Genomic DNA, 20,303 nt, shown 5'->3' on the forward strand with positions numbered 1-20,303 from the left:
TCAAAAACCCAGGCTAAGGTGTTCGGCGATTGGCCCAAGGGCCAGGGTCGGCAGGAAGGTCAGGCCACCGACAAGCAGGATGGTCACCAGCAGCAAGCCGGTGAACAGCGGGCCGTGAGTCGGGAAGCTGTTCTGCCCCAGCGGCGCGCTTTTTTTCGCCGCCAGGCTGCCGGCCAACGCCAGTATCGGCAGGATGTAGCCGAAGCGGCCGATGAGCATGGCCAGGCCGATCATCAGGTTGTGGTACACGGTGTTGGCGCCAAACCCGGCAAAGGCCGAGCCGTTGTTGGCCGAGCCCGAGGTATAGGCGTACAGCAACTGGCTGAAACCATGCGCCCCCGGGTTGGTGACCGCCCCGGCCGGGCCGGGCAGGCTGGCGGCGATGGCGCCAAGTACCAGCACGCCGACCGGCATCACCAGCAGGGTTGCCACCAGAAGCTGCACTTCACGGGCCTGCAGCTTCTTGCCCAGGTATTCCGGGGTACGGCCAATCATCAGCCCGGCCAGGAACACCGCGATAAGGACGAACAGCAGCATGCCGTAGAGGCCCGCGCCGACGCCGCCGAATATCACCTCGCCGACCATCATGTTGACCATCGCCACCATACCGGTCAGCGGGTTCAGGCTGTCGTGCATGGCGTTGACCGAACCGTTGGAGGCGGCGGTGGTGGTGACCGTCCACAGCACCGAACCGGTGGTGCCGAAGCGGCTTTCCTTGCCCTCCAGGGGGGCGGTCTGCTGCACCTGCGTGCTTTCCAGGGCCGGGTTTGGCTGGTGCTCGGACCATAGCGCCGTGCTACCGCCGATCAGGAACAGGGCAAGCATGCAGGCGAGGATGGCGCGGCTCTGACGCAGGTCCTTCACGTAGTGACCGAAGGTGAACACCAACGCCACCGGAATGAGGATGATCGATGCCACCTCGAACAGGTTGCTCCAGGCCGTTGGGTTTTCGAACGGGTGCGCCGAGTTGACGCCGAAGAAGCCACCGCCATTGGTACCCAATTGCTTGATGGCGATCTGGCTGGCGGCCGGCCCCAGCGGAATGGTCTGGTCGGCACCTTGCAAGGTCAGCGCGTGGGCGTAGTCGGCAAAGGTCTGCGGTACGCCCTGCCACACCAGCAACAGTGCCAGCAGCAAGCACAGCGGCAGCAGGCCGTAGAGGGTGGCACGGGTCATGTCGACCCAGAAGTTGCCCAGCGTCGTCGCGCTGCGCCGGGCGATACCGCGGCACAGGGCAACCAGCACGGCCAGGCCGGTGGCAGGGCTGACAAAGTTCTGCACGGTCAGGCCAAGCATCTGGCTCAGGTAGCTGACCGACGCCTCACCGCTGTAGGCCTGCCAGTTGGTGTTGGTAACGAAACTGACGGCGGTGTTGAACGCCAGCGACCATTCCTGGCCAGGCAGGTGCTGTGGGTTGAGTGGCAGGTGGCCCTGCAACAGCAGCACGCTGAACAGCAGCAGGAAGCCGACCAGGTTGAACGCCAGCAGGGCCAGGGTGTATTGCCGCCAGTTCTGCTCCTGGCTGGCGTTCACACCCGCCAGCCGGTAACAGCCCTGCTCGACCGGCCCCAGCACAGGCGTCAGCCAGGTACGCTGGCCTTCCATGACCTTGAAGTAGAACCGCCCGAGCCAGGGTGCTGGTAGCAGCACAATGGCAAAGAATGCCAGGAGCAAGGCGAAATCGTAACTGTGCATGGCCGCTCCCTAGCTGCGATCGGCGCGCAGCAGCGCCACCAGCAGATAAAACGCCAATGCCACTGCCAGCAGCAGTGACAGCCCGTCGAGCATGTTCATGTGTGGTTCTCCCCGTGTTACGGCTTGGGCCGCTTTGGGGAAATTGTCCGAGGGAGGGGCGTAAAGGGGCGAGATCGGGGGATGGGGGTGGGGATAAAGAATGCGTAAAGATCAGCGTTGTGGTTTGCCTGTAACGGCCTCTTCGCGGGCTCGCTCGCTCCCACGGGCACTGCACAGCCTTCAAGGCCTGTGTGGTAGCTGTGGGAGCGGGCAAGCCCGCAAAAGGGCCGTTACAGGCTTATTGTTGTGGCGGCTGCTGCGCCGCGTTACGGCTCCAGTCCAGCAGCAGGCTGTAGCCCACCGCCAGCAAGGTCGGCCCGATGAACAGGCCAATGAAGCCGAAGGCAAGCAAGCCGCCGAACACGCCCAGCAGCACGATCACCAGCGGCAGGTTGCCACCACGGCTGATCAGGTACGGTTTGAGCACGTTGTCCACGCCGCTGATGACGAAGGTGCCCCAGACGCCCAGGAACACCGCCATGCCGTATTCGCCCTTCCACACCAGCCAAGCGGTGGCCGGGATCCAGGCCAGTGGCGGCCCCATGGGGATCAGGCTGAGCATGAAGGTCACCAACCCCAGCACGATCGCCCCAGGCACCCCCGCGATCAGGAAGCCGATCAGCGCCAGCAGGGCCTGCGCGGCCGCCGTGCCGATCACCCCGTTGACCACCCGCTGCACGGTAGCGGCTACCAGGTCCAGGTAATACTCGGCGCGTTCGCCCACCAGCCGGTGCAGCAAGCGCAGCACGAATGCCGCCAAGCGTGGCCCGTCGCGGTAGAAGAAGAACACGAACACCAGGCTCAGGGTCAGTTCCAGCACGCCGCTGCCGATCTGCGCGCTGCGCGCCAGCAACCAGTTGCCCACCTGCCCAAAGTAAGGCTTGATCGAGGTAAGCAAGGCTGCGCCTTGCTGGTCCAGCGATTGCCAACCGTTGACCAGACGCTCGCCAACGAATGGAATGCCACCCAACCAGGCCGGTGCATCGGGCAGGCCGTCGACCTGCACGTCACGCACAAACGCCGTAGCGTCGCGAATGTGATCGGCCAGGTTGAACCCCAGCCACACCAGCGGCAGTGCCACGATCAGGATCCAGGCCATGGTCAGCAGGCCGGCTGCCAGCGTCTCACGACCGCCCAGCAGGCGCGTAAGGAAGCGCATCAACGGCCAGCTGGCAAAGGCCAGGATGGCCCCCCACAACAATGCCGATATGAACGGTGCCATCACCCACAGGCCGGCACCTAGCAACGCCACCAGCAGAATCTGGACCAGCAGGCGATCATTGTTAACCATGAGGGTGCTCGTTCAAGGGATCAGTTCAAGGTGCAGGCCGTCTGTAGGCGCACTGCCGACTTCAAGACGGCGATTGCGCACCCCGGCCTTGACCAGCGCCTCGCGCCAGGCCTCAGCCTGGGCGCCACTGAGGCTGACACGCAAGGTGCTGTCAAGGTTCAGGCTGCGGGCCAGCAGGTTTACCCAGGCGTCTTGCGGCGCAGCAAGGTCAGGGTAGTCGAGCTTGCTGGTGTCACGCATTTCGCGCAGCACCGTGGCAGCGGTTGGCAGCAGCTCGCCCAGCGGGCTGCCTGCGATGAACTCTTCCACATGCAGATAGGCACGGCGGTTGCCACGGGTAACGCTGTACAGCGCGACCAGGGTGTCGGCCTCGTCTGCCGAGCGGCGTAGCAGGATGAACGCCTGCTGCTCGTCGCCTCCGTTGAGGCGGGCATTGGCGAACACATCATTGGCCCACAGGCTGGCCTCACCGCAATCACGCCCCTGACACCAGAACAACGGGTAGCCACCGTCGCGCACAAGTGCTTCGCGGGCACTGGTGAAGGCCTCGCGTGCAGTCCGCTCGACGGGCAATTCGTAGGTTACCGAGCTGACTTGACCGCGGCTTTCGACTTTGTCATCGACCCGCAGGCGGCCACTGATCTTGCGTAGCGGGCCCATCGGGTAGACCCGCTCCTGTTCCGTCGCCGGGCGTTGATCGACCACCTTGGCGTCCTGCGGGACCGGCAGGACGCCGGCCCACGACACGGGGGTGGCGAGCACCAGACAGGCAGCCAAGGCAGTGCGAATGGAAACGGGTACGCTCATTGGCGAACCAGGCGGCGCTCAGCGCCGAATTGAAGCTCCAGGATGTCTGGCAGTTGCATGGTTGTCTCCCTGTTCAACCCGCCAAGCCTCGACACTTGTCCGGTGCAAGTCAAGCAAAGCCAAAGAAGCGATTGATACAGTCTGCAACAAGGGCCGCGCCCTGCGCATCGTTCAGGTGCAGGTGATGGCCGCCGGGTAGTGTCACCTGTTCAAAGGGTAGCTGCTCCAGCAACCCGGTGTGGCGCGCCAGCATGCCGTCGGCGGCCACCACCAACAGCGCCGGGCAACTCACCCGCCGCACATAGGCCATGGCCTGGGCCTCGCTCAGGCGCACCGGCGAGGGCAGGGTCAGCCGGCTGTCGCTGCGCCAGCTATAGCCACCGGGCACTGGCATCAGGCCACGCTGGGCCAGCAGCTCGGCCGCTTCACGGCTGACCGCGACCATGCCTTTCATCCGGGCTTGCACCCCTGCTTCCAATGTCGCATACACCGACTTGCGCTTGCCATCCAGCCGCAACTGGGCTTGCAGTGCCATCCCTAAGCGCTCACCTGCGTCCTGCTCGGCGCCAGTCGGCGGGATCACGCCGTCGATTAGCGCCAGGTGACTGACCCGATCGGGCAATGCACCGGCCAGTTGCACCGAAATGATCGCGCCCAGCGAATGCCCCAGCAGGGCGAAACGCGGCCAACCCAGTTGCTCGGCCACGCGCAGCACGTCATGGGCATAGTCGGCCAGGGCATACCCGGCGCCGAGCGGGCGGTGCTCTGAATAACCATGGCCAGCCAGGTCCAGGGCGACGAGGCGCAGACCTTTCAGTTGCGGTGCCAGGCGGGCAAAGCTGTTGGCATTGTCCAGCCAACCATGCAGGGCAATCACCGGCAGCCCGTCTTCGGGGCCGAACAGGTGTGCAGCCAGTTCGATATGGCCCAGGCTCAGACGAATTTCCTCAACGTGTGCGCTCATGCCTGGCTCCAGCGGTCGAACAGGCCCTTGATCAGGCTGGCAGTGTCGGCCGGGCGCTCCAGCGGGAACATGTGCCCACCCGGTACACTGTGGTATTCACCTTTGGGCATACTGCGCACGGCCAAGGTGTGGTGGCGACGAATGACGTTGCTCCGGTTGCCGCGCACCATGGCCAGCGGCACCTGCAACTGGCGCGCGGGGGCGGGGCTGGTGTGCGGGATGCTGCGGTAGATGCTGATTTCAGTAGCAGGGTCGAAGCGCAACTGTAGCCCTTGCTCCACCACCTGCAGGCCATGTTCTACATAAGCGTCGAGGCAATCGGGATCGAAATGGCGGAACAGTGATTTGCCAGCGAAATAGTCCCGGGCGCTGTCGCGGTCATTGAACGTTTCGCGACGCCCCAGGGTGCGCCCGGCCGGTGTGATGCGGTCGATGAAACCAAAGCGCTTGGCTGTGCGCAGCAGCCATTGATCAGCGCGGGTGAGCACCGGGGAGTCGAGCATCACCAGCCCCCGGTAGTACTCGGGGCAGCGCAATGCCGCGTGCAGGTGCAACACGCCACCCAGCGAATGGCCGACGCCCCAGACCGGCTGGTCCTGCTGCGCCAGGTGATGCAACAATTCATCGACCAGGCTTTGCCAGTTTTCGTCCACGGGAAAGCGCGGGTCATGCGCGTGCTGGGCCAGGTGCTGCACCTGATAGTCCGGCGCCAGCGCTGCAAACAGCTTGCCGTAGGTGGCCGATGGGAAACCGTTGGCATGGGCGAAGAAGATCTGCTGCGACATGGCGCCTGGTCCGGACCGGAATGATGGCCCATTGTCTGCATCGCGGGGCGGTTCGGCAATGTCTATAAAGGTCATCGGCGAGGGGGATCAGGTCATGCCGAGCGGTCGAAACTGCTCAGCGACCGACGCAGGCAGGCCTGCATGTAGGCCACTTGGCTCTCCAGCGCCTCGCGGGCCAGACGCTGGTCCTGGTAGTCCAGTTGCAGGCGGCGCAAGGCCAGACAACTGGTTTGCAGCAGGTGCGAGACCCGCAGGCAGGCGTCCTGCAGCGTCCGCAGGTCCTGCTCGCATTGTTGCATCGCAACAGGGTCCAGCCCGGGGTTGTCGTTCACCTTGCGCATCAGGTGGTAAAGCTTGGCATCGGCCGATTCACGCAGCAGGCTGTATTGGGCGAAATCCAGCGAAGTACCTTGGTCAACCTGTTCCAGGGTGGGTTGCAGGTCCAGGGAGCGCAACAGCTCCAGCATTTCACCCCTCATTCGCCGTTCCCTGATGTTTGCCATGTGGCAACGCTAACAAGCGGTGGTGAAGTGCGACAACTGACAAAAATGCCAGTTGCCTTATCGCTCTTTACCCATGCCAGCATTCAGACGCGAGCGAAACAGTGGCCTGCACAAGCCATGGGACGTTCACGCGGGTGAGTGGATGGCCCGAAGCGTCATCAACCCGGCCAGCGGCCACTCCCCTTCCAGTTCTGCCAGGCTGGCAGTGCTCATGGCTGCCGGCTGTTGCCTGTGGCCGTGCTCCAGCGCACCGACCAAGGTGCCTACCAGCGGCTGGTGGCTGACCAGCAGCACATGCTCAAGCCCCAGGCGCTCGATTTCGCCGATGACCTGCTGTACATCACCCTCGGGCGTCAGCCAGGGCACGGTGCGCACCGGTTCGGCGAAACCCAGGGTGTCATGCACCAGCGCGGCGGTCTGTTGGGCGCGTACGTAAGGACTGGCGACAATCGCCTGCAATGGCTGCCCGATCAGGCAAGCCGCACTGTGCAGCACCTGCTCGCGACCATGGGCCGTCAACCGGCGCTCGGCATCTGTCTTGGCCCGCGGCTCAGCTTCACCGTGGCGCAGCACCCACAGCTTCACAGCTTGGGTTCCTCGTCACGCACCGGATGCGCGGCCGGTGCCACGGCGTGCGCGGCTTCACCTTCCGGCGCACGCGGGGCCGGCCAGTCTGCGAACGGCCATGGCTTCTGGTCGCTGTGGAAACTGCCGAAGCGACCGATCTGTGCCAGGTACTGGCTCAGGCTGTCGCCGAAGTTCATCAGGCTGGCGCTGGGCGCGCCATACACCAGTCGGTAGATCAGCTGTACCAGCACCAGGCCACCCAACAGCAACTCGGCCAGTTGCCAGACCACCAGGAACACCAGCATCCACAGCACCCGCAGGATGATCGACTCGCGCTGGGCGCGTTCGGGCGTATCGTTCATGTGTTGCTCCTTGCTCGTGTCAGAGCCGCCAAGGGCTCAGTTGAAACCGCTGATGGAAATGAAATCGACATCGGTCTTGGGCTCGGCGCGCATCAGGTGCTCGATCACCTGGTTCAGCGTGCGGCCTTCGAACAGGATGGCATGCAGGCCGGCCACCAGCGGCATGTACACCTGCACTTGCTGGGCCTTGGTCTTGAGCACCTTGAGCGTGTTGACCCCCTCGGCCACTTCGCCCAGGCGGTTGACTGCCTCTTCCAGGCTTTGACCCTGCCCCAGTGCGTAGCCAACCTGATAGTTGCGGCTCTTGGGCGAGGAGCAGGTGACGATCAGGTCACCGACACCGGCCAGGCCGAGGAAGGTCATGGGGTTGGCGCCCTGGCTGACGGCGAAACGGGTCATCTCGGCCAAGGCCCGGGTAATCAGCATGCTCTTGGTGTTCTCGCCCATCCCCAAGGCCACAGCCATGCCGGCGATGATCGCGTAGACGTTCTTCAATGCACCGCCCAGTTCGACGCCGAAACGGTCGGCACTGGCGTAGACGCGGAAGGTACGCCCGTGCAGCACGGCCTGTACCTGCTGGCACAGTGCTTCATGCTCACTGGCCACCACTGTGGCAGTCAGTGCATGTTCGGCGATTTCGCGCGCCAGGTTGGGCCCTGACAAAACGCCGATGCGCGCCTCGGGGGCGATTTCTTCGAGGATCTGGCTCATCAGCTTGAAGCTTTGCGCTTCGATGCCCTTGGTCAGGCTGACCAGGCCTTTGCCGCGCAGCAGCTCGGCATGCGGTGCCAGCACGCTGCGCAAGGCACTCGATGGCAGGGCAACGAAGATCAGCTCGCTGGCCTGCAGGGTGGCCAGCAAGTCGTTGACCGGCTCAACCCCATCGTGCAGGCGGATACCCTTGAGGTAGCGCGGATTCTCGCGATTCACACGCATGGCCTCGGCCTGCGCCGGGTCGCGCATCCATTGACGCACCGGCACACCGTTTTCCGCCAGCAGGTTCGCCACGGCGGTGCCGAAGCTACCGCCGCCCAGAACCGCAACAGGTTGCTGTTCAGTCATATCCAATCCATTAAAGCCAAAAGTTAAGTGGCGACCCCGCCATTATACGGCTCGCCTGCCATGCGCCAAGGTCAGCAACGCAGATCACACTGTCATGGCCACGTTGCAACAAATGCAGGCGCGAGCTTGCTGGCGATGCGCCGCACCGGCGGCGCTCGATTTCCGCCCCCACGAAAGCGTCAAGACAGGCACGCTGCAAAACCGCTGCAGATCACTGGAAAATACGCCAAGGTCAGTTACCATGCCTGTTTCAATCCTGAAACAAAGGCCGCTCCGTGTTCCCTGGCACGCCACCGTACCCGCGCCTGCTGTTATTGACCGCCCTGCTCGGCGGCCAGGCTGCGGCCGACGACCTGTTCATCGACACCCCCGACCTGCCACAGGTTCTGACCGCCACACGCCTGAAACAATCCCCCGCCGCTGTCCCGGGCAGCATGACCGTACTCGACAGCGAACTGATTCGCGCCAGCGGTGCCCGTGACATCCCCGAACTGCTGCGCCTGGTACCGGGCATGATGATCGGCTACGGTGCCGGCAATCAACCCACGGTCAACTACCACGGCAGCAACGTCAACGACGCACGGCGCATGCAGGTACTGATCGATGGCCGTTCGGTGTACCGCGCAGGCCTGGCCACGGTGGACTGGAGCGACATCCCCTTGGCCATGGAGGACATCGAGCGCATCGAGGTGTTCCGCGGCCCGAACACCGTCAGCTATGGCGCCAACGCGCTGATGGCAGTGGTCAACATCCTCACCCGCAACCCCGCCGACAGCCATGGTACACGGCTGAAAGTGACGCGCGGCCAGGACGGCATCAACGACTTCTATGCCAGCCACGGCTTCGGTTGGGACGGTGGCGACATGCGCCTGTCGCTGTCGGGCCAACAGGACGACGGCTTCGATGAGAACCAGTTCGGCCAGGACTACCGCGACAGCCGCCGCCTGACCCGCTTCAACCTCAGCGCCAACCACAACCTGGCGGTCGACCAGACCCTGGAGTGGCAACTGGCGGCCAAGGAAGGCAGCAATCAGCGGCCCTACACCTACCAGCCGGTGTTCCAGCAGTACGAGTCCGGCAACAATGCCGACGTCAACGCCAAGGACTATGCGGGCTCGTTGCGCTGGACCAAAGACTTCAGCGCTGAACACAGCCTTTATATCCAGGGCTCAGCCCAGCATTTTGACCGCCAGCAAGTCTGGCGCGCTTGCGATGCCTTGCAATCATTCAGCCCCGAATTGACTCAGATCTGGCAAATCAATCCCGATTTTGCCGAGAAAGTAGCGCGCGGAATCGCTGGAGGAACACCACTTTCGACCAGCGACCCTGTCCTGAGTGAGCTCCTGGAAAAGGTGAAACAGCAATGGAAGGAAGGTGGAGATCAGCAGGTCTGCGGCGACGTCGACCAGAGCACCCGCGAAACCCGCTACGACCTGGAAATCCAGGACACCCTGAGCCTGACCGACAGCCTGCGCCTGCTCAGCGGCATGAACTACCGCTATGATCGTGCCGACTCGCAGACCTACTTCAACGGCAGCATCGACGACCAGACCTGGCGACTGTTCGGCCAGCTGGAATGGCGCGCCGACGAGCACTGGATCCTGCAGGGCGGCGCCATGCTCGAGGACTCCCGCCTGTCCGGCAGCTCGCTGACCCCGCGGGTGGCGATCAACTACCTGATCACCCCGCGCCATGGCCTGCGTGCGGTGTATTCCGAGGCTGTGCGCTCGCCAGACATGTTCGAGAACAACGTCAACTGGAGTTACACGGTCAAGAACCTGACCCCAACCCCTAATGCATTCAAGCTGCAAAACGGCGAATACTTCGTCAAGACCCGTGGCCCTGGCGACCTTGAACAGGAGCGCATGCGCTCGCGCGAGCTGGGCTACAACGGCTACTTCAGCGACATCGACCTGAGCCTGGATGTGAAGCTGTTCTACGACGAGATCACCGGCATGATCAGCGAGCCGCTGAGGAACAACCAGTACATCGCCAGCAACGCCAACAAGGCCCGTTTCAGCGGCAGCGAGGCGCAAATGGACTGGCGCCCCACCCTGCGCGACCGCCTGCGCCTGACCTATGCCTACGTCGATGCCTGGGCCAGTAACCCCGACGACCGTCGCCTTAGCGCCCGCAACAGCGGCTCGGCCGGGTGGATGCGCGAATGGGGTGCCGGCTGGTCGAGCGCGCTGTTCTATTACGGTGACGATGCCCTCAACCAGTACCGCTACGAGCGTCTGGACCTGCGCCTGGCCAAGCGTTTTCGGGTGTATGGCAGCAACCTGGAGCTGGCGGCGCTGTGGCAGCAGCGCCTGGACGATGAACCGACCTCGGCCCTGCAGAACCGCTACGACAGCCGTCACCGCCTGAGCGTGAGCGCGGAGCTGGAGTTCTGATGGCCCTGCTGCTGCGCCTGTTGCTGCTCTGCCTGTGGCCGTTGGGGCCTTTGTCCGCCAGCGAAGTCCTGCTGGTTGGGGCTGAGGACCAGCCCGGTGTACGCAGCTTCATCGCCGCACTGGAAAGCCGCCGGCCACACGATCATGTGCAGTTTCGCACCACCACCGAACTGCCGCGCCCGGGCAAGCTCAAAGCCGACCAACGCCTGATCCTGCTCGACAACGCAGCACTGGAATGGCGCCTGGGGGAAACCGCCGGCCCGCCGGCGCTGGTCATGCGGGTCAGCCGGGTACAGGCTGAACAGCGCCTGGGAAAGTCGCGCCCCGCGTTCCTCACACTGTTGTGGAGCGACGCACCGTTGGGACGGCAACTGCGCCTGGCACGCTACTTGTTGCCGCAGGCCAGGCGCGTTGGCGTGCTGTACGGCGAGCACAGCAGCTTTCTGCTGGACGAACTGCGCCATGCTGCACGGCCGCTAGGCCTGGAGATCGTGGCCCAGGACTGGTCCGACCCGCGTGACAACCGGCCGCTGCAGCACCTGCTGGGCAACAGCGATGTGCTACTGGGCCTGGACGACCCTGACTTGTACAACTCCAAGACCGCAAAGAACCTGCTGTTGAGCAGTTATGGCCGGCAGATGGCACTGATCGGCCCGAACGCCGGCTTCGTTCGCGCCGGCGCCCTGGCCAGTACCTACAGCGACCAGGACGACTGGCTGTGGGTGCTCGACCAGTTGCTCGACCAGCCGCCGACACGCTGGCCGCGCAGCCTGTACCCAATGCGCTACGGGGTCAGTGGCAACCAGCAGGTGGCCCGGGCCCTGGGTCTTGAACCGATCGATCAGAACGCCGCCGTCAAGGCCCTGGCCGAGGGAGAACCCACCCCATGAGCAAACGCTTGAGCTGGGACATTCATACCCGCACGCAGATCATCAGCCTCGGCCCCGCCCTGCTACTGACCTTGCTCCTGATCAGTTTCTTTACCTTCGTACGCATCCAGGACCTGCGCCAGGAACTCAACCACACCGGGCAACTGATCGCCAACCAGTTGGCACCGGCGTCGGAGTATGGGGTGATTTCGGGCAACAACGAAGTGCTTGAAGGGCTGATGCGTGCCACCCTCAGCATCCCGCACGTGCGCTTTCTGGAAGTGCAGGACAGCCGCAACCACATCCTGGTGTACGTCGAGCAGTCCGACGAAAGTGCCAACCGCGCGCAACGGGTCGAAGTGTTCCAGGCGCCCATTCGCCTGCAGCAAATCCGCCTGGACAACGACTTCCTGCAACAGGGCAAAGCCACCACCCCGGCCATCGGTGACGACTACCTGGGCCGCGTGATCGTCGGCATGTCCGATGACGCCTTCAGTCAGCGTCAGCAGGAAATCGTGATCAAGGCCGGGATCCTGGCGTTGTTCGCCCTGCTGTTCACCTTCTTGCTGGCACGCCGCCTGGCCCTGAGCCTGGCCAAGCCGATCAGCGACATGGGCCATGCGGTCAAGGCGATTCAGCAAGGCAAGTACAACACCCCCTTGCCGGTCGTCGACGACAGCGAGCTGGGCCACTTGGCCCGCCACATCAACAACCTGGCCAGCGCCCTGGAACAGGCCAGTGCTGAACAGAAGCAGGCCATTGCCGAACTGATACAGGCCCGCGAGGAGGCCGAACAGGCCAACCGCGCCAAATCGGATTTCCTGGCGATGATGAGCCATGAGTTGCGCACCCCGATGAATGGCGTGCTGGGCATGCTGCAACTGCTGGAAACCACGCCGCTGAGCAATGAACAGGCCGATTACACGGCAGTGGCCAGCGAGTCCACCGGGCACTTGCTGAAGGTCATCAACGACATCCTCGATTTTTCGCGCATCGAACGCGCCGCGCTGCAGCTGGAGCACATCGACTTCAACCTGGGCGAGCTGATCACCAGCAGTGTCCAGTCGTTCCAGCACAGCGCCCAGCAACGCGGCCTGGGCCTGCACCTGCAACTGCCGGCCGGCATCGAGCAGTTGCAGGTGAACGGCGACCCCACGCGCATCCGCCAGATCCTGCTGAACCTGGTGGGCAACGCCCTGAAGTTCACCGAACGTGGCCAGGTGCAAGTTGACGCACGCTGGCAGGTGCTCGACCGGCAGCTGATCTGGCTGACCTGCAGCGTGCGCGACACCGGCATCGGCATCGACAGCGACCGCCTGGAAATGATGTTCGTCGCCTTCCAGCAGGCCGACAGCTCGATTTCCCGTCGTTATGGCGGTACCGGGCTGGGGCTGTCGATCGCTCGTACCTTGGCCGAGCGCATGGGCGGCAAGCTCCGCGGTGAAAGCCGTGAGGGCCTGGGTTCGACCTTTACCCTGGAGATGCCGCTGGCACTCGCCACCCCTGCCCCCATCCCGCTGACGCCGCCAACGGCTGCACGAACGACGGTGCCGGACAATGATCAGGTACTGCTGGTGGAGGACAATCCGGTCAACCGCAGTGTCGTGGAAGCCATGCTGCGCAGCCTGGGGCTGGCAGTATGCACGGCAGAAGATGGCCTTGAAGCCGTCGAGCGGGTCGGCCAGCAGCGCTTTGCTGCCGTGCTGATGGATTGCCGCCTGCCGCACCTGGACGGCTATGAAGCCACCCGACGCATCCGCCAGTTGCCCAACGGCGCTGGGCTACCGATCATCGCCCTGACCGCCAACGCGTTGCAGGGCGACCGCGAACGTTGCATGGCCGCTGGTATGGACGATTACCTGAGCAAACCCTTGCGCCGTACCGAATTGCAGCAGGTGCTGCAGCGCTGGTTACCCGGTCAGACAACCGCGACTGGCGATAAATGCTAAAGTGCGGCAGTCTTAAACACTGGACAGGACCTTCATCGGACCTGAAAATAGACGTTTCAGTGCACACCTGTACTTCTTTCACCAGGTGCGCTGTGACTTTCACCACAACGCAATAGTCTACCTGTAGGCTGCCGTCTCGAAGCGCTTGGTTTTCGGGCCGGCCGGGAAGATTCATCCCCTGCCGCAGGGGGTTATTGAGGAGCTCGCATGACCAAACAACACGCCTTTACTCGGGAAGACCTGCTGCGCTGCAGTCGCGGTGAGCTGTTCGGCCCAGGTAATGCGCAACTGCCCGCGCCGAACATGCTGATGGTCGATCGCATCACCCATATCAGCGAAGAAGGCGGCAAGTACGGCAAAGGTGAGTTGGTCGCCGAGCTGGATATCAACCCGGACCTGTGGTTCTTCGCCTGCCATTTCGAAGGCGATCCGGTCATGCCGGGCTGCCTGGGCCTCGACGCCATGTGGCAGCTGGTTGGCTTCTTCCTCGGCTGGCAGGGCCTGCCAGGCCGTGGCCGCGCCCTGGGTTCGGGCGAGGTGAAATTCTTTGGCCAGGTACTGCCTGAAGCCAAGAAAGTCACGTACAACATTCACATCAAGCGCGTCCTGAAGGGCAAGCTGAACATGGCCATCGCCGATGGCTCGGTCAGCGTCGACGGCCGCGAGATCTACACTGCCGAAGGCCTGCGGGTCGGCGTGTTCACCTCCACTGACAATTTCTAAGGGTTATTCGCATGCGCCGCGTCGTTATCACTGGTCTGGGCATCGTATCGTGCCTGGGCAATGACAAAGCTACCGTCACCGAAAACCTGCGCAACAGCCGTCCGGGTATCCGTTTCAACCCGGAATACAAGGAAATGGGGCTGCGTAGCCAGGTTTCCGGTTCCATCGACCTCAACCTCGAAGAACTGATCGACCGCAAGGTTTACCGCTTCGTCGGCCATGCGGCTGCCTACGCCTACCTGGCCATGCAGGACGCGATCAAGGACGCCGGCCTGACCGAAGAGCAGGTTTCCAGCCCGCGTACCGGCCTGGTGGCCGGTTCCGGCGGCGCCTCGACCCTGAACCAGATGGAAGCGCTGGACACCCTGCGTGAGAAAGGCGTCAAGCGCGTCGGCCCATACCGCGTTACCCGCACCATGGGCAGCACCGTGTCGGCATGCCTGGCCACCCCGTTCAAGATCAAGGGCATCAACTACTCGATCTCGTCGGCCTGTGCCACCTCGGCTCACTGCATCGGTACCGCACTGGAGCAGATCCAGTGGGGCAAGCAGGACATCGTCTTCGCCGGTGGTGGTGAAGAAGAGCACTGGAGCCAGTCGTTCCTGTTCGATGCCATGGGCGCCCTGTCGACCAAGCGCAACGAAACCCCGGAACTGGCCTCGCGCGCCTACGACGCTGACCGTGATGGTTTCGTCATCGCTGGCGGTGGCGGCATGGTCGTGGTCGAGGAACTGGAACACGCCCTGGCCCGCGGCGCCAAGATCTACGCCGAAATCGTTGGCTACGGTGCGACTTCCGACGGCTACGACATGGTTGCACCGAGCGGCGAAGGCGCCATCCGCTGCATGCAGCAGGCGCTGTCCACTGTCGACACCCCGATCGACTACCTGAACACCCACGGTACCTCGACCCCGGTCGGTGACGTGGCCGAGATCAAGGGCGTGCGTGCCGTGTTCGGCGACAAGGCGCCGAAGATCAGCTCTACCAAGAGCCTGTCGGGTCACTCGCTGGGCGCTGCCGGCGTGCACGAGGCGATCTACTGCCTGCTGATGATGGAAAACAACTTCATCGCCGGCTCTGCCAACATCGACGAGCTGGATCCGGAAGTCGCCGACTTGCCAATCCTGCGTAAAACCGAAGAAAACGCCAAGATCGACACGGTCATGAGCAACAGCTTCGGCTTCGGCGGCACCAACGCCACCCTGGTGCTCAAGCGCTGGGAAGGCAAGTAAGACGCTGCTGCTGTCAATGAAAACGCCCCGACTGGTTCGGGGCGTTTTTGTTTGTATTGCCTGTGCGGGCCTCTTCGCGGGCAAACCCACCACACAAGCCTTCAGCGCTGTGCCCACCCTGTAGGAGCGGGTTTACCCGCGAAGAGGCCCGCACAGGTCACTGCTGTACCTTGGGCAACACCGCCAGAAAATTCTCCCGGGCCACCTTGTGCGCCACCGCCTCCGGCAAGGCATCCAGAAACGGCTTGAACCCGTGCATCTGCTCCCCCAGGCTGCCGAACCGCCCCACCACATCCGACCCCAGCATGAACCGCTCCGGGTACTTCTCGACCAGCGCCAACCATGCCTTGCGCGGCACGCCCTGCTCATCCAGCAAATACGGCTGCAGCACACTCCACGACAAATCGACATACAGGTTCGGGTAGTCCTCCAGCAATCGCGTCAGCACCGGCAGTAGAAAGTCCATCTGCGTCTGGTGGCGGTGTATCTCCATGCTGCTGCCCGCATGCGCCCAGATGAATCGCGTGTGCGGATGGTTGCGCAGCGGCTCTTCGATCTCCGCCAGGTACAGCGGGTTGCGCTCGCGCTTGGAGGTGATGTTGGAATGCAGCAGCACGGGCAGGTCGCGCTCGGCCGCCAGGTGGTAGATACGCGTCATGGCTTCATTATTGGCACGTGGCGTGTCGCCACTGGTCAGCGCTGTCAGGTCATCATGTCGGGTGAACACCTCGCCGATGCCCTGCCACAGCCCCGGGTACATATCGAGCATGCGCTCGATATGGCTGACAGCATTCTTGTCCACCGGGTTGAAACCGCTGAGGAACGGGTGGAACCGCTTGCGCTGCTCACTTGGCAATTGCTGCAGCGCCGCCGCCACGTATGTGTCGGTGGCGCTGTACCAATAGGCGTCGGCGTCATCACCGGCGTAGTAGCGCGGGCGCTTGGGCTCGTCTTCGTGCCATTTCTTGGCCACGGGTATGCCTGAAATCATCGACTGCTCAACCCCTGCGGCATCCATGGCCTTGATCAGCGCCGGCATGCCTTCACTTTCCTGGAAGAAGTCCACGTAGTGCAAGTGGGCATCACTGTAGCGGTACTCGCGCGCCTGGGCCGCCTGGCACAGCCAGCCGAACAACAGCACACAAGCCAGCGCTCTGGCGGTCATGGTCATCTTCCTCATGCAAGTACGAACCCAGTAGACCAGGCGGCCGCCAAGACGGTTCAGCCACGGCGGGCAAACCGCTATGCTTGAGGCACTTCCACCGTGCCTGGAGCCTTCCCCATGAGCAGCCCACTGGTCATCCACCCCCGAGCCGAGACGGTCGAGGGCCAGCCGATCCTGCGCCCGCTGCCATCAGCCCAGTGCCGCAGCGTCGGCCCGTTCGTGTTCTTCGACCACATGCTCGAAACAGACTATGCCCCGGGGCATGGCATGGACATCCGCCAGCACCCGCATATCGGCCTGTCCACCCTGACCTACCTGTTCGAAGGCGCAATCCTGCACAAGGACAGCCTCGGCTCGGCGCAGCGGGTGCTGCCAGGTGATGTCAGCTGGATGACCGCAGGCAGCGGCGTCGCCCATGTCGAGCGCACCCCGGAAGATGCCCTGACCCATGGTTCGCGCCTGCATGGGCTGCAGGTATGGCTGGCGTCGCCACGCGCGTTTGAGCAAGGCCCGGCAAGTTACAGCCATCACCCAGCCGAGAGCCTGCCCGTCAGTGACAGCCTGGGTGTACGTATCTGCATGATTGCGGGCTGCGGGTTCTGCCTGGCGTCACCGGTGCCGGTGCTGTCCCCTACCCTTTATGCGCATGTCCGGATGCAACCGGCGACCACCTTGCTGGTACCGACCGAGCATGTGCAGCGGGCGCTGTACGTGCTCGATGGTGAGTTGATGATGAACGATGAAGACGTGGAGCCGTGCACCCTGGAGGTGTTGCCGCAGGGCGAAGAGGTGACATTGTATGCCGAGGGTGAATGCCAACTGGTACTGATTGGCGGCGCACCACTGGATGGGCCGCGTCGGATGAACTGGAACTTCGTCGCCAGCGACCCGGAGCTGATCGAGCGGGCCCGGGCCAGGTGGGCTGCGGGGGATTGGCCGGAGGTGCCGGGGGAACATTCGAGGATCGAGTTGCCTCGGTGATCGGGGCCGCTTTGCTGCCCTTCGCGGGTAAACCCGCTCCTACACCTGATCGGGGGTGGACACAGGTCGGTGATTGGGCGCAGGCCGTCGTGTAGGCGCGGGTTTACCCGCGAAGGGCTGCAAAGCAGCCCCCTGCAATCTCAGCGCTGGAATACTTCACTCAGCAGATTATGCATCGAACGAAACGCTCGCTCGGAAGTGCGCCGGTTATACTGCATCTTGCCCGGCACATTGGCATTCGGGTCGGTAAACGAGTGCACCGCGCCGCCATAACTGAGCAACTGCCAGTCCACCTTGGCCGCGTTCATCTCGTCCTCGAATGCCGGCAACTGCTCCTTAGGCACCAATGGGTCGGAGGCACCGTGCAACACCAGCACCGAGCCCTTGATGTGCTTGGCATCTTCAGGGTCCGGCGTGTCCAGGGTGCCGTGGAACGACACGGCCGCACGCAGGTCGGCGCCGCTACGGGCCAGTTCCAACGCACAGCAGCCACCGAAGCAGAAGCCGAAGGTGGCCACCTTGCCAGGCTCCAGCAGCGCCTTCGACTGCCCCAGCAATTGCGCCAGGGCTTCCTGCATGCGCTTGCGCAGTTCGCCACGGTCATTCTTCAGCGGCATCATCGCCACGCCTGCTTCATCGGCATTGGACGGGCGCACCGATTGCCCGTACAGGTCGGCGATCAGCACCACATAGCCCTTCTCGGCCACTTCCTTGGCAATGCGCTCGGCACCTTCACCAATGCCCATCCAGTTCGGCGCCATCACCAGCCCTGGGCGGCCCAGCGCACCCGGCTCATAGACCAAACGGCTTTCGAAGGCCTTGCCAGACAGGTGATAAACCAGCGATTCGACGATTACTTTGCTCATCAAGCACTCCTTTGGCACTCGTCATAAAAAAGCCCGCCGAAGCGGGCTTTGCTGTGCATCAACTCAAGCAGACAGCTCGACCAGTAGCTTGTTCAGGCGACGAACGTATGCCGCCGGGTCCTTCAGGCTGTCACCGGCCGCCAGGGCCGCCTGATCGAACAGGATATGTGACAGCTCGGCGAAACGGTCTTCGCTCTGCTCGTGGTCCAGCTTCTCGATCAGCGGGTGGCTCGGGTTGAACTCGAAGATCGGCTTGGACTCCGGCACTTTCTGCCCGCTGGCTTCCAGGATCTGGCGCATCTGCAGGCCCAAGTCCTGCTCGCCGATGGCCAGGATCGCCGGCGAATCGGTCAGGCGGTGCGAGACGCGCACTTCGGCCACGCTATCACCCAGCGCACCTTTCAGTCGCTCGACCAAACCTTCCTTGTCCTTGGCGACTTCTTCCTGGGCTTTCTTGTCTTCTTCCGAATCCAGCTTGCCCAGGTCCAGGTCACCACGGGCAATATCGACAAAGGCCTTGCCGTCGAACTCGTTGAGGTAGCTCATCAGCCACTCGTCGATGCGGTCAGTGAGCAGCAGCACTTCGATGCCTTTCTTGCGGAAGACTTCCAGGTGCGGGCTGTTCTTGACCTGCGCGTACGACTCGCCGGTGAGGTAATAGATCTTGTCCTGACCTTCCTTGGCGCGGGCCAGGTAGTCGGCCAGGGCGACGCTCTGCTCGCCGCTGTCGTCCTGGGTGGAAGCAAAGCGCAGCAGACCGGCGATTTTCTCCTTGTTGGCAAAATCTTCGGCCGGGCCCTCTTTCAGCACCTGACCGAAGTTTTTCCAGAAGCCCTTGTATTGCTCGGGTTCGTTCTTCGCCAGCTTCTCCAGCATGTCCAGCACACGCTTGGTCAGCGCGGTCTTCATCGAATCGATGATCGGGTCTTTCTGCAGGATTTCACGCGACACGTTCAGCGACAGGTCGTTGGAATCAACCACACCCTTGATGAAGCGCAGGTACAGCGGCAGGAACGACTCGGCCTGGTCCATGATGAACACACGCTGCACGTACAGCTTCAGGCCGCGCGGTGCTTCGCGCTGGTACAGGTCGAACGGCGCACGGGCCGGCACGTACAGCAGCGAGTTGTATTCGAGCTTGCCTTCGACCTTGTTGTGGCTCCAGGCCAGCGGGTTTTCGAAGTCATGGCCGATGTGCTTGTAGAACTCCTGGTATTCCTCGTCCTTCACCTCGGTGCGCGAACGGGTCCACAGGGCGCTGGCACGGTTGACGGTTTCCCACTCTTCGGCCGGCTGCTCTTCACCTTCAGCGGCGGCCTGCTCTTTCGGCAGTTGAATCGGCAGGGCGATGTGGTCGGAGTATTTCTTGACCACGTTGCGCAGGCGCCAGCCATCGGCGAACTCCTGCTCGTCCTTCTTCAGGTGCAGGACGATACGGGTACCGCGCTGTGGTTTGTCGATGGTGGCGACTTCGAATTCGCCCTCGCCTTTCGACGACCAGTGCACACCTTCGGCCGCTGGCTGGCCGGCACGGCGGCTGTACACGTCGACCTTGTCGGCAACGATGAACGCGGAGTAGAAGCCCACGCCGAACTGACCGATCAGGTGCGAGTCCTTCTTCTGGTCACCGGTGAGGTTCTTCATGAAGTCGGCAGTGCCGGACTTGGCGATGGTGCCCAGGTGGGCAATGACGTCTTCGCGGCTCATGCCGATGCCGTTGTCCTCGAGGGTCACGGTACCGGCGTCCTTGTCGAAGCTCAGGCGAATCTTCAGGTCAGCATCGCCTTCGAGCAGCTCTGGCTTGGCCAGGGCTTCGAAACGCAGCTTGTCGGCGGCGTCGGAAGCATTGGAAATCAGCTCCCGCAGGAAGATTTCCTTGTTCGAGTACAGCGAGTGAATCATGAGGTGCAGCAGTTGCTTTACCTCGGTCTGGAAGCCCAACGTTTCCTTTTGTGTTTCCACAGTCATGGTCTTCGAAACTCCGATC

The 20,303-nt window shown here is 63.1% G+C and carries 19 protein-coding genes; 6 read left to right on the forward strand and 13 right to left on the reverse strand.

Annotated elements, in window-relative coordinates; all coding sequences use genetic code 11:
- The 10 genes from kdpA to AA098_RS19040 all read right to left on the reverse strand — a co-directional run bounded on the left by kdpA (nucleotide 1) and on the right by AA098_RS19040 (nucleotide 8,135).
- On the reverse strand, nucleotides 1-1,695 hold the full coding sequence (gene kdpA / locus AA098_RS18995) for a potassium-transporting ATPase subunit KdpA (RefSeq protein WP_047603451.1): 1,695 nt from the start codon (nucleotides 1,693-1,695) through the stop codon (nucleotides 1-3).
- A gap of 9 nt (nucleotides 1,696-1,704) precedes the next feature.
- Nucleotides 1,705-1,794, reverse strand: coding sequence for a K(+)-transporting ATPase subunit F (kdpF, locus tag AA098_RS19000; protein WP_003251485.1), 90 nt, complete (start codon nucleotides 1,792-1,794; stop codon nucleotides 1,705-1,707).
- Nucleotides 1,795-2,032: 238 nt separating this feature from the next.
- Nucleotides 2,033-3,085, reverse strand: coding sequence for an AI-2E family transporter (locus AA098_RS19005; protein ID WP_019750854.1), 1,053 nt, complete (start codon nucleotides 3,083-3,085; stop codon nucleotides 2,033-2,035).
- 12 nt (nucleotides 3,086-3,097) lie between these two features.
- Nucleotides 3,098-3,892, reverse strand: coding sequence for a DUF4892 domain-containing protein (locus AA098_RS19010; RefSeq protein ID WP_064614915.1), 795 nt, complete (start codon nucleotides 3,890-3,892; stop codon nucleotides 3,098-3,100).
- Nucleotides 3,893-4,001: 109 nt separating this feature from the next.
- Complete coding sequence (locus AA098_RS19015; RefSeq protein ID WP_003251491.1) at nucleotides 4,002-4,856, reverse strand: alpha/beta hydrolase; 855 nt, start codon at nucleotides 4,854-4,856, stop codon at nucleotides 4,002-4,004.
- Nucleotides 4,853-5,641, reverse strand: coding sequence for an alpha/beta fold hydrolase (locus AA098_RS19020; RefSeq protein WP_003251493.1), 789 nt, complete (start codon nucleotides 5,639-5,641; stop codon nucleotides 4,853-4,855). Before AA098_RS19020 ends, AA098_RS19015 begins: the two co-directional genes overlap by 4 nt.
- Nucleotides 5,642-5,733: 92 nt before the next feature.
- The gene (locus AA098_RS19025; protein ID WP_064614916.1) at nucleotides 5,734-6,108 is read right to left on the reverse strand and encodes a hypothetical protein; all 375 of its coding nucleotides are present in this window, start codon (nucleotides 6,106-6,108) and stop codon (nucleotides 5,734-5,736) included.
- Nucleotides 6,109-6,270: 162 nt separating this feature from the next.
- Nucleotides 6,271-6,729: a phosphohistidine phosphatase SixA gene (gene sixA, locus AA098_RS19030; RefSeq protein ID WP_003251497.1), complete on the reverse strand. Its 459-nt coding sequence runs from the start codon at nucleotides 6,727-6,729 to the stop codon at nucleotides 6,271-6,273.
- Nucleotides 6,726-7,073, reverse strand: coding sequence for a DUF4389 domain-containing protein (locus AA098_RS19035; RefSeq protein ID WP_003251499.1), 348 nt, complete (start codon nucleotides 7,071-7,073; stop codon nucleotides 6,726-6,728). The genes sixA and AA098_RS19035 overlap by 4 nt, the downstream gene beginning before the upstream one ends.
- Before the next feature lie 36 nt (nucleotides 7,074-7,109).
- On the reverse strand, nucleotides 7,110-8,135 hold the full coding sequence (locus AA098_RS19040; protein ID WP_003251500.1) for an NAD(P)H-dependent glycerol-3-phosphate dehydrogenase: 1,026 nt from the start codon (nucleotides 8,133-8,135) through the stop codon (nucleotides 7,110-7,112).
- Between the two features lie 275 nt (nucleotides 8,136-8,410).
- On the opposite strand from AA098_RS19040, the gene AA098_RS19045 reads away from it, so the two are divergent.
- The 5 genes from AA098_RS19045 to fabB all read left to right on the forward strand — a co-directional run bounded on the left by AA098_RS19045 (nucleotide 8,411) and on the right by fabB (nucleotide 15,304).
- On the forward strand, nucleotides 8,411-10,531 hold the full coding sequence (locus AA098_RS19045) for a TonB-dependent siderophore receptor (protein WP_003251502.1): 2,121 nt from the start codon (nucleotides 8,411-8,413) through the stop codon (nucleotides 10,529-10,531).
- On the forward strand, nucleotides 10,531-11,421 hold the full coding sequence (locus AA098_RS19050) for an ABC transporter substrate-binding protein (RefSeq protein ID WP_003251504.1): 891 nt from the start codon (nucleotides 10,531-10,533) through the stop codon (nucleotides 11,419-11,421). The genes AA098_RS19045 and AA098_RS19050 overlap by 1 nt, the downstream gene beginning before the upstream one ends.
- Entirely contained in the window at nucleotides 11,418-13,349 is a 1,932-nt protein-coding gene (locus AA098_RS19055) for an ATP-binding protein (RefSeq protein WP_004576958.1), read from the forward strand. The genes AA098_RS19050 and AA098_RS19055 overlap by 4 nt, the downstream gene beginning before the upstream one ends.
- Nucleotides 13,350-13,556: 207 nt before the next feature.
- Nucleotides 13,557-14,072 (forward strand): 3-hydroxyacyl-[acyl-carrier-protein] dehydratase FabA, encoded by a 516-nt coding sequence (fabA, locus tag AA098_RS19060; RefSeq protein ID WP_003251509.1) that lies wholly within the window; start codon nucleotides 13,557-13,559, stop codon nucleotides 14,070-14,072.
- 11 nt (nucleotides 14,073-14,083) lie between these two features.
- The gene (gene fabB / locus AA098_RS19065; protein WP_012051741.1) at nucleotides 14,084-15,304 is read left to right on the forward strand and encodes a beta-ketoacyl-ACP synthase I; all 1,221 of its coding nucleotides are present in this window, start codon (nucleotides 14,084-14,086) and stop codon (nucleotides 15,302-15,304) included.
- Nucleotides 15,305-15,461: 157 nt separating this feature from the next.
- On the opposite strand, the gene AA098_RS19070 is transcribed toward fabB, so the two are convergent.
- Nucleotides 15,462-16,469, reverse strand: coding sequence for an amidohydrolase family protein (locus tag AA098_RS19070; protein ID WP_003251513.1), 1,008 nt, complete (start codon nucleotides 16,467-16,469; stop codon nucleotides 15,462-15,464).
- A gap of 117 nt (nucleotides 16,470-16,586) precedes the next feature.
- Here AA098_RS19070 and AA098_RS19075 point away from each other — a divergent pair, with 117 nt between their 5' ends.
- A complete protein-coding gene (locus AA098_RS19075) occupies nucleotides 16,587-17,450 on the forward strand; it encodes a pirin family protein (protein WP_064614917.1) in 864 nt (287 codons plus the stop codon).
- Between the two features lie 140 nt (nucleotides 17,451-17,590).
- Here the strand turns inward: AA098_RS19075 and AA098_RS19080 are convergent, their stop codons facing one another.
- The gene (locus AA098_RS19080; RefSeq protein ID WP_003251516.1) at nucleotides 17,591-18,316 is read right to left on the reverse strand and encodes a dienelactone hydrolase family protein; all 726 of its coding nucleotides are present in this window, start codon (nucleotides 18,314-18,316) and stop codon (nucleotides 17,591-17,593) included.
- Between the two features lie 63 nt (nucleotides 18,317-18,379).
- Nucleotides 18,380-20,284 (reverse strand): molecular chaperone HtpG, encoded by a 1,905-nt coding sequence (gene htpG, locus AA098_RS19085; protein ID WP_012051738.1) that lies wholly within the window; start codon nucleotides 20,282-20,284, stop codon nucleotides 18,380-18,382.
- Between the last annotated feature and the right edge of the window lie 19 nt (nucleotides 20,285-20,303).

The sequence above is a fragment of the Pseudomonas sp. JY-Q genome (assembly GCF_001655295.1).
Lineage (GTDB): Bacteria > Pseudomonadota > Gammaproteobacteria > Pseudomonadales > Pseudomonadaceae > Aquipseudomonas > Aquipseudomonas alloputida.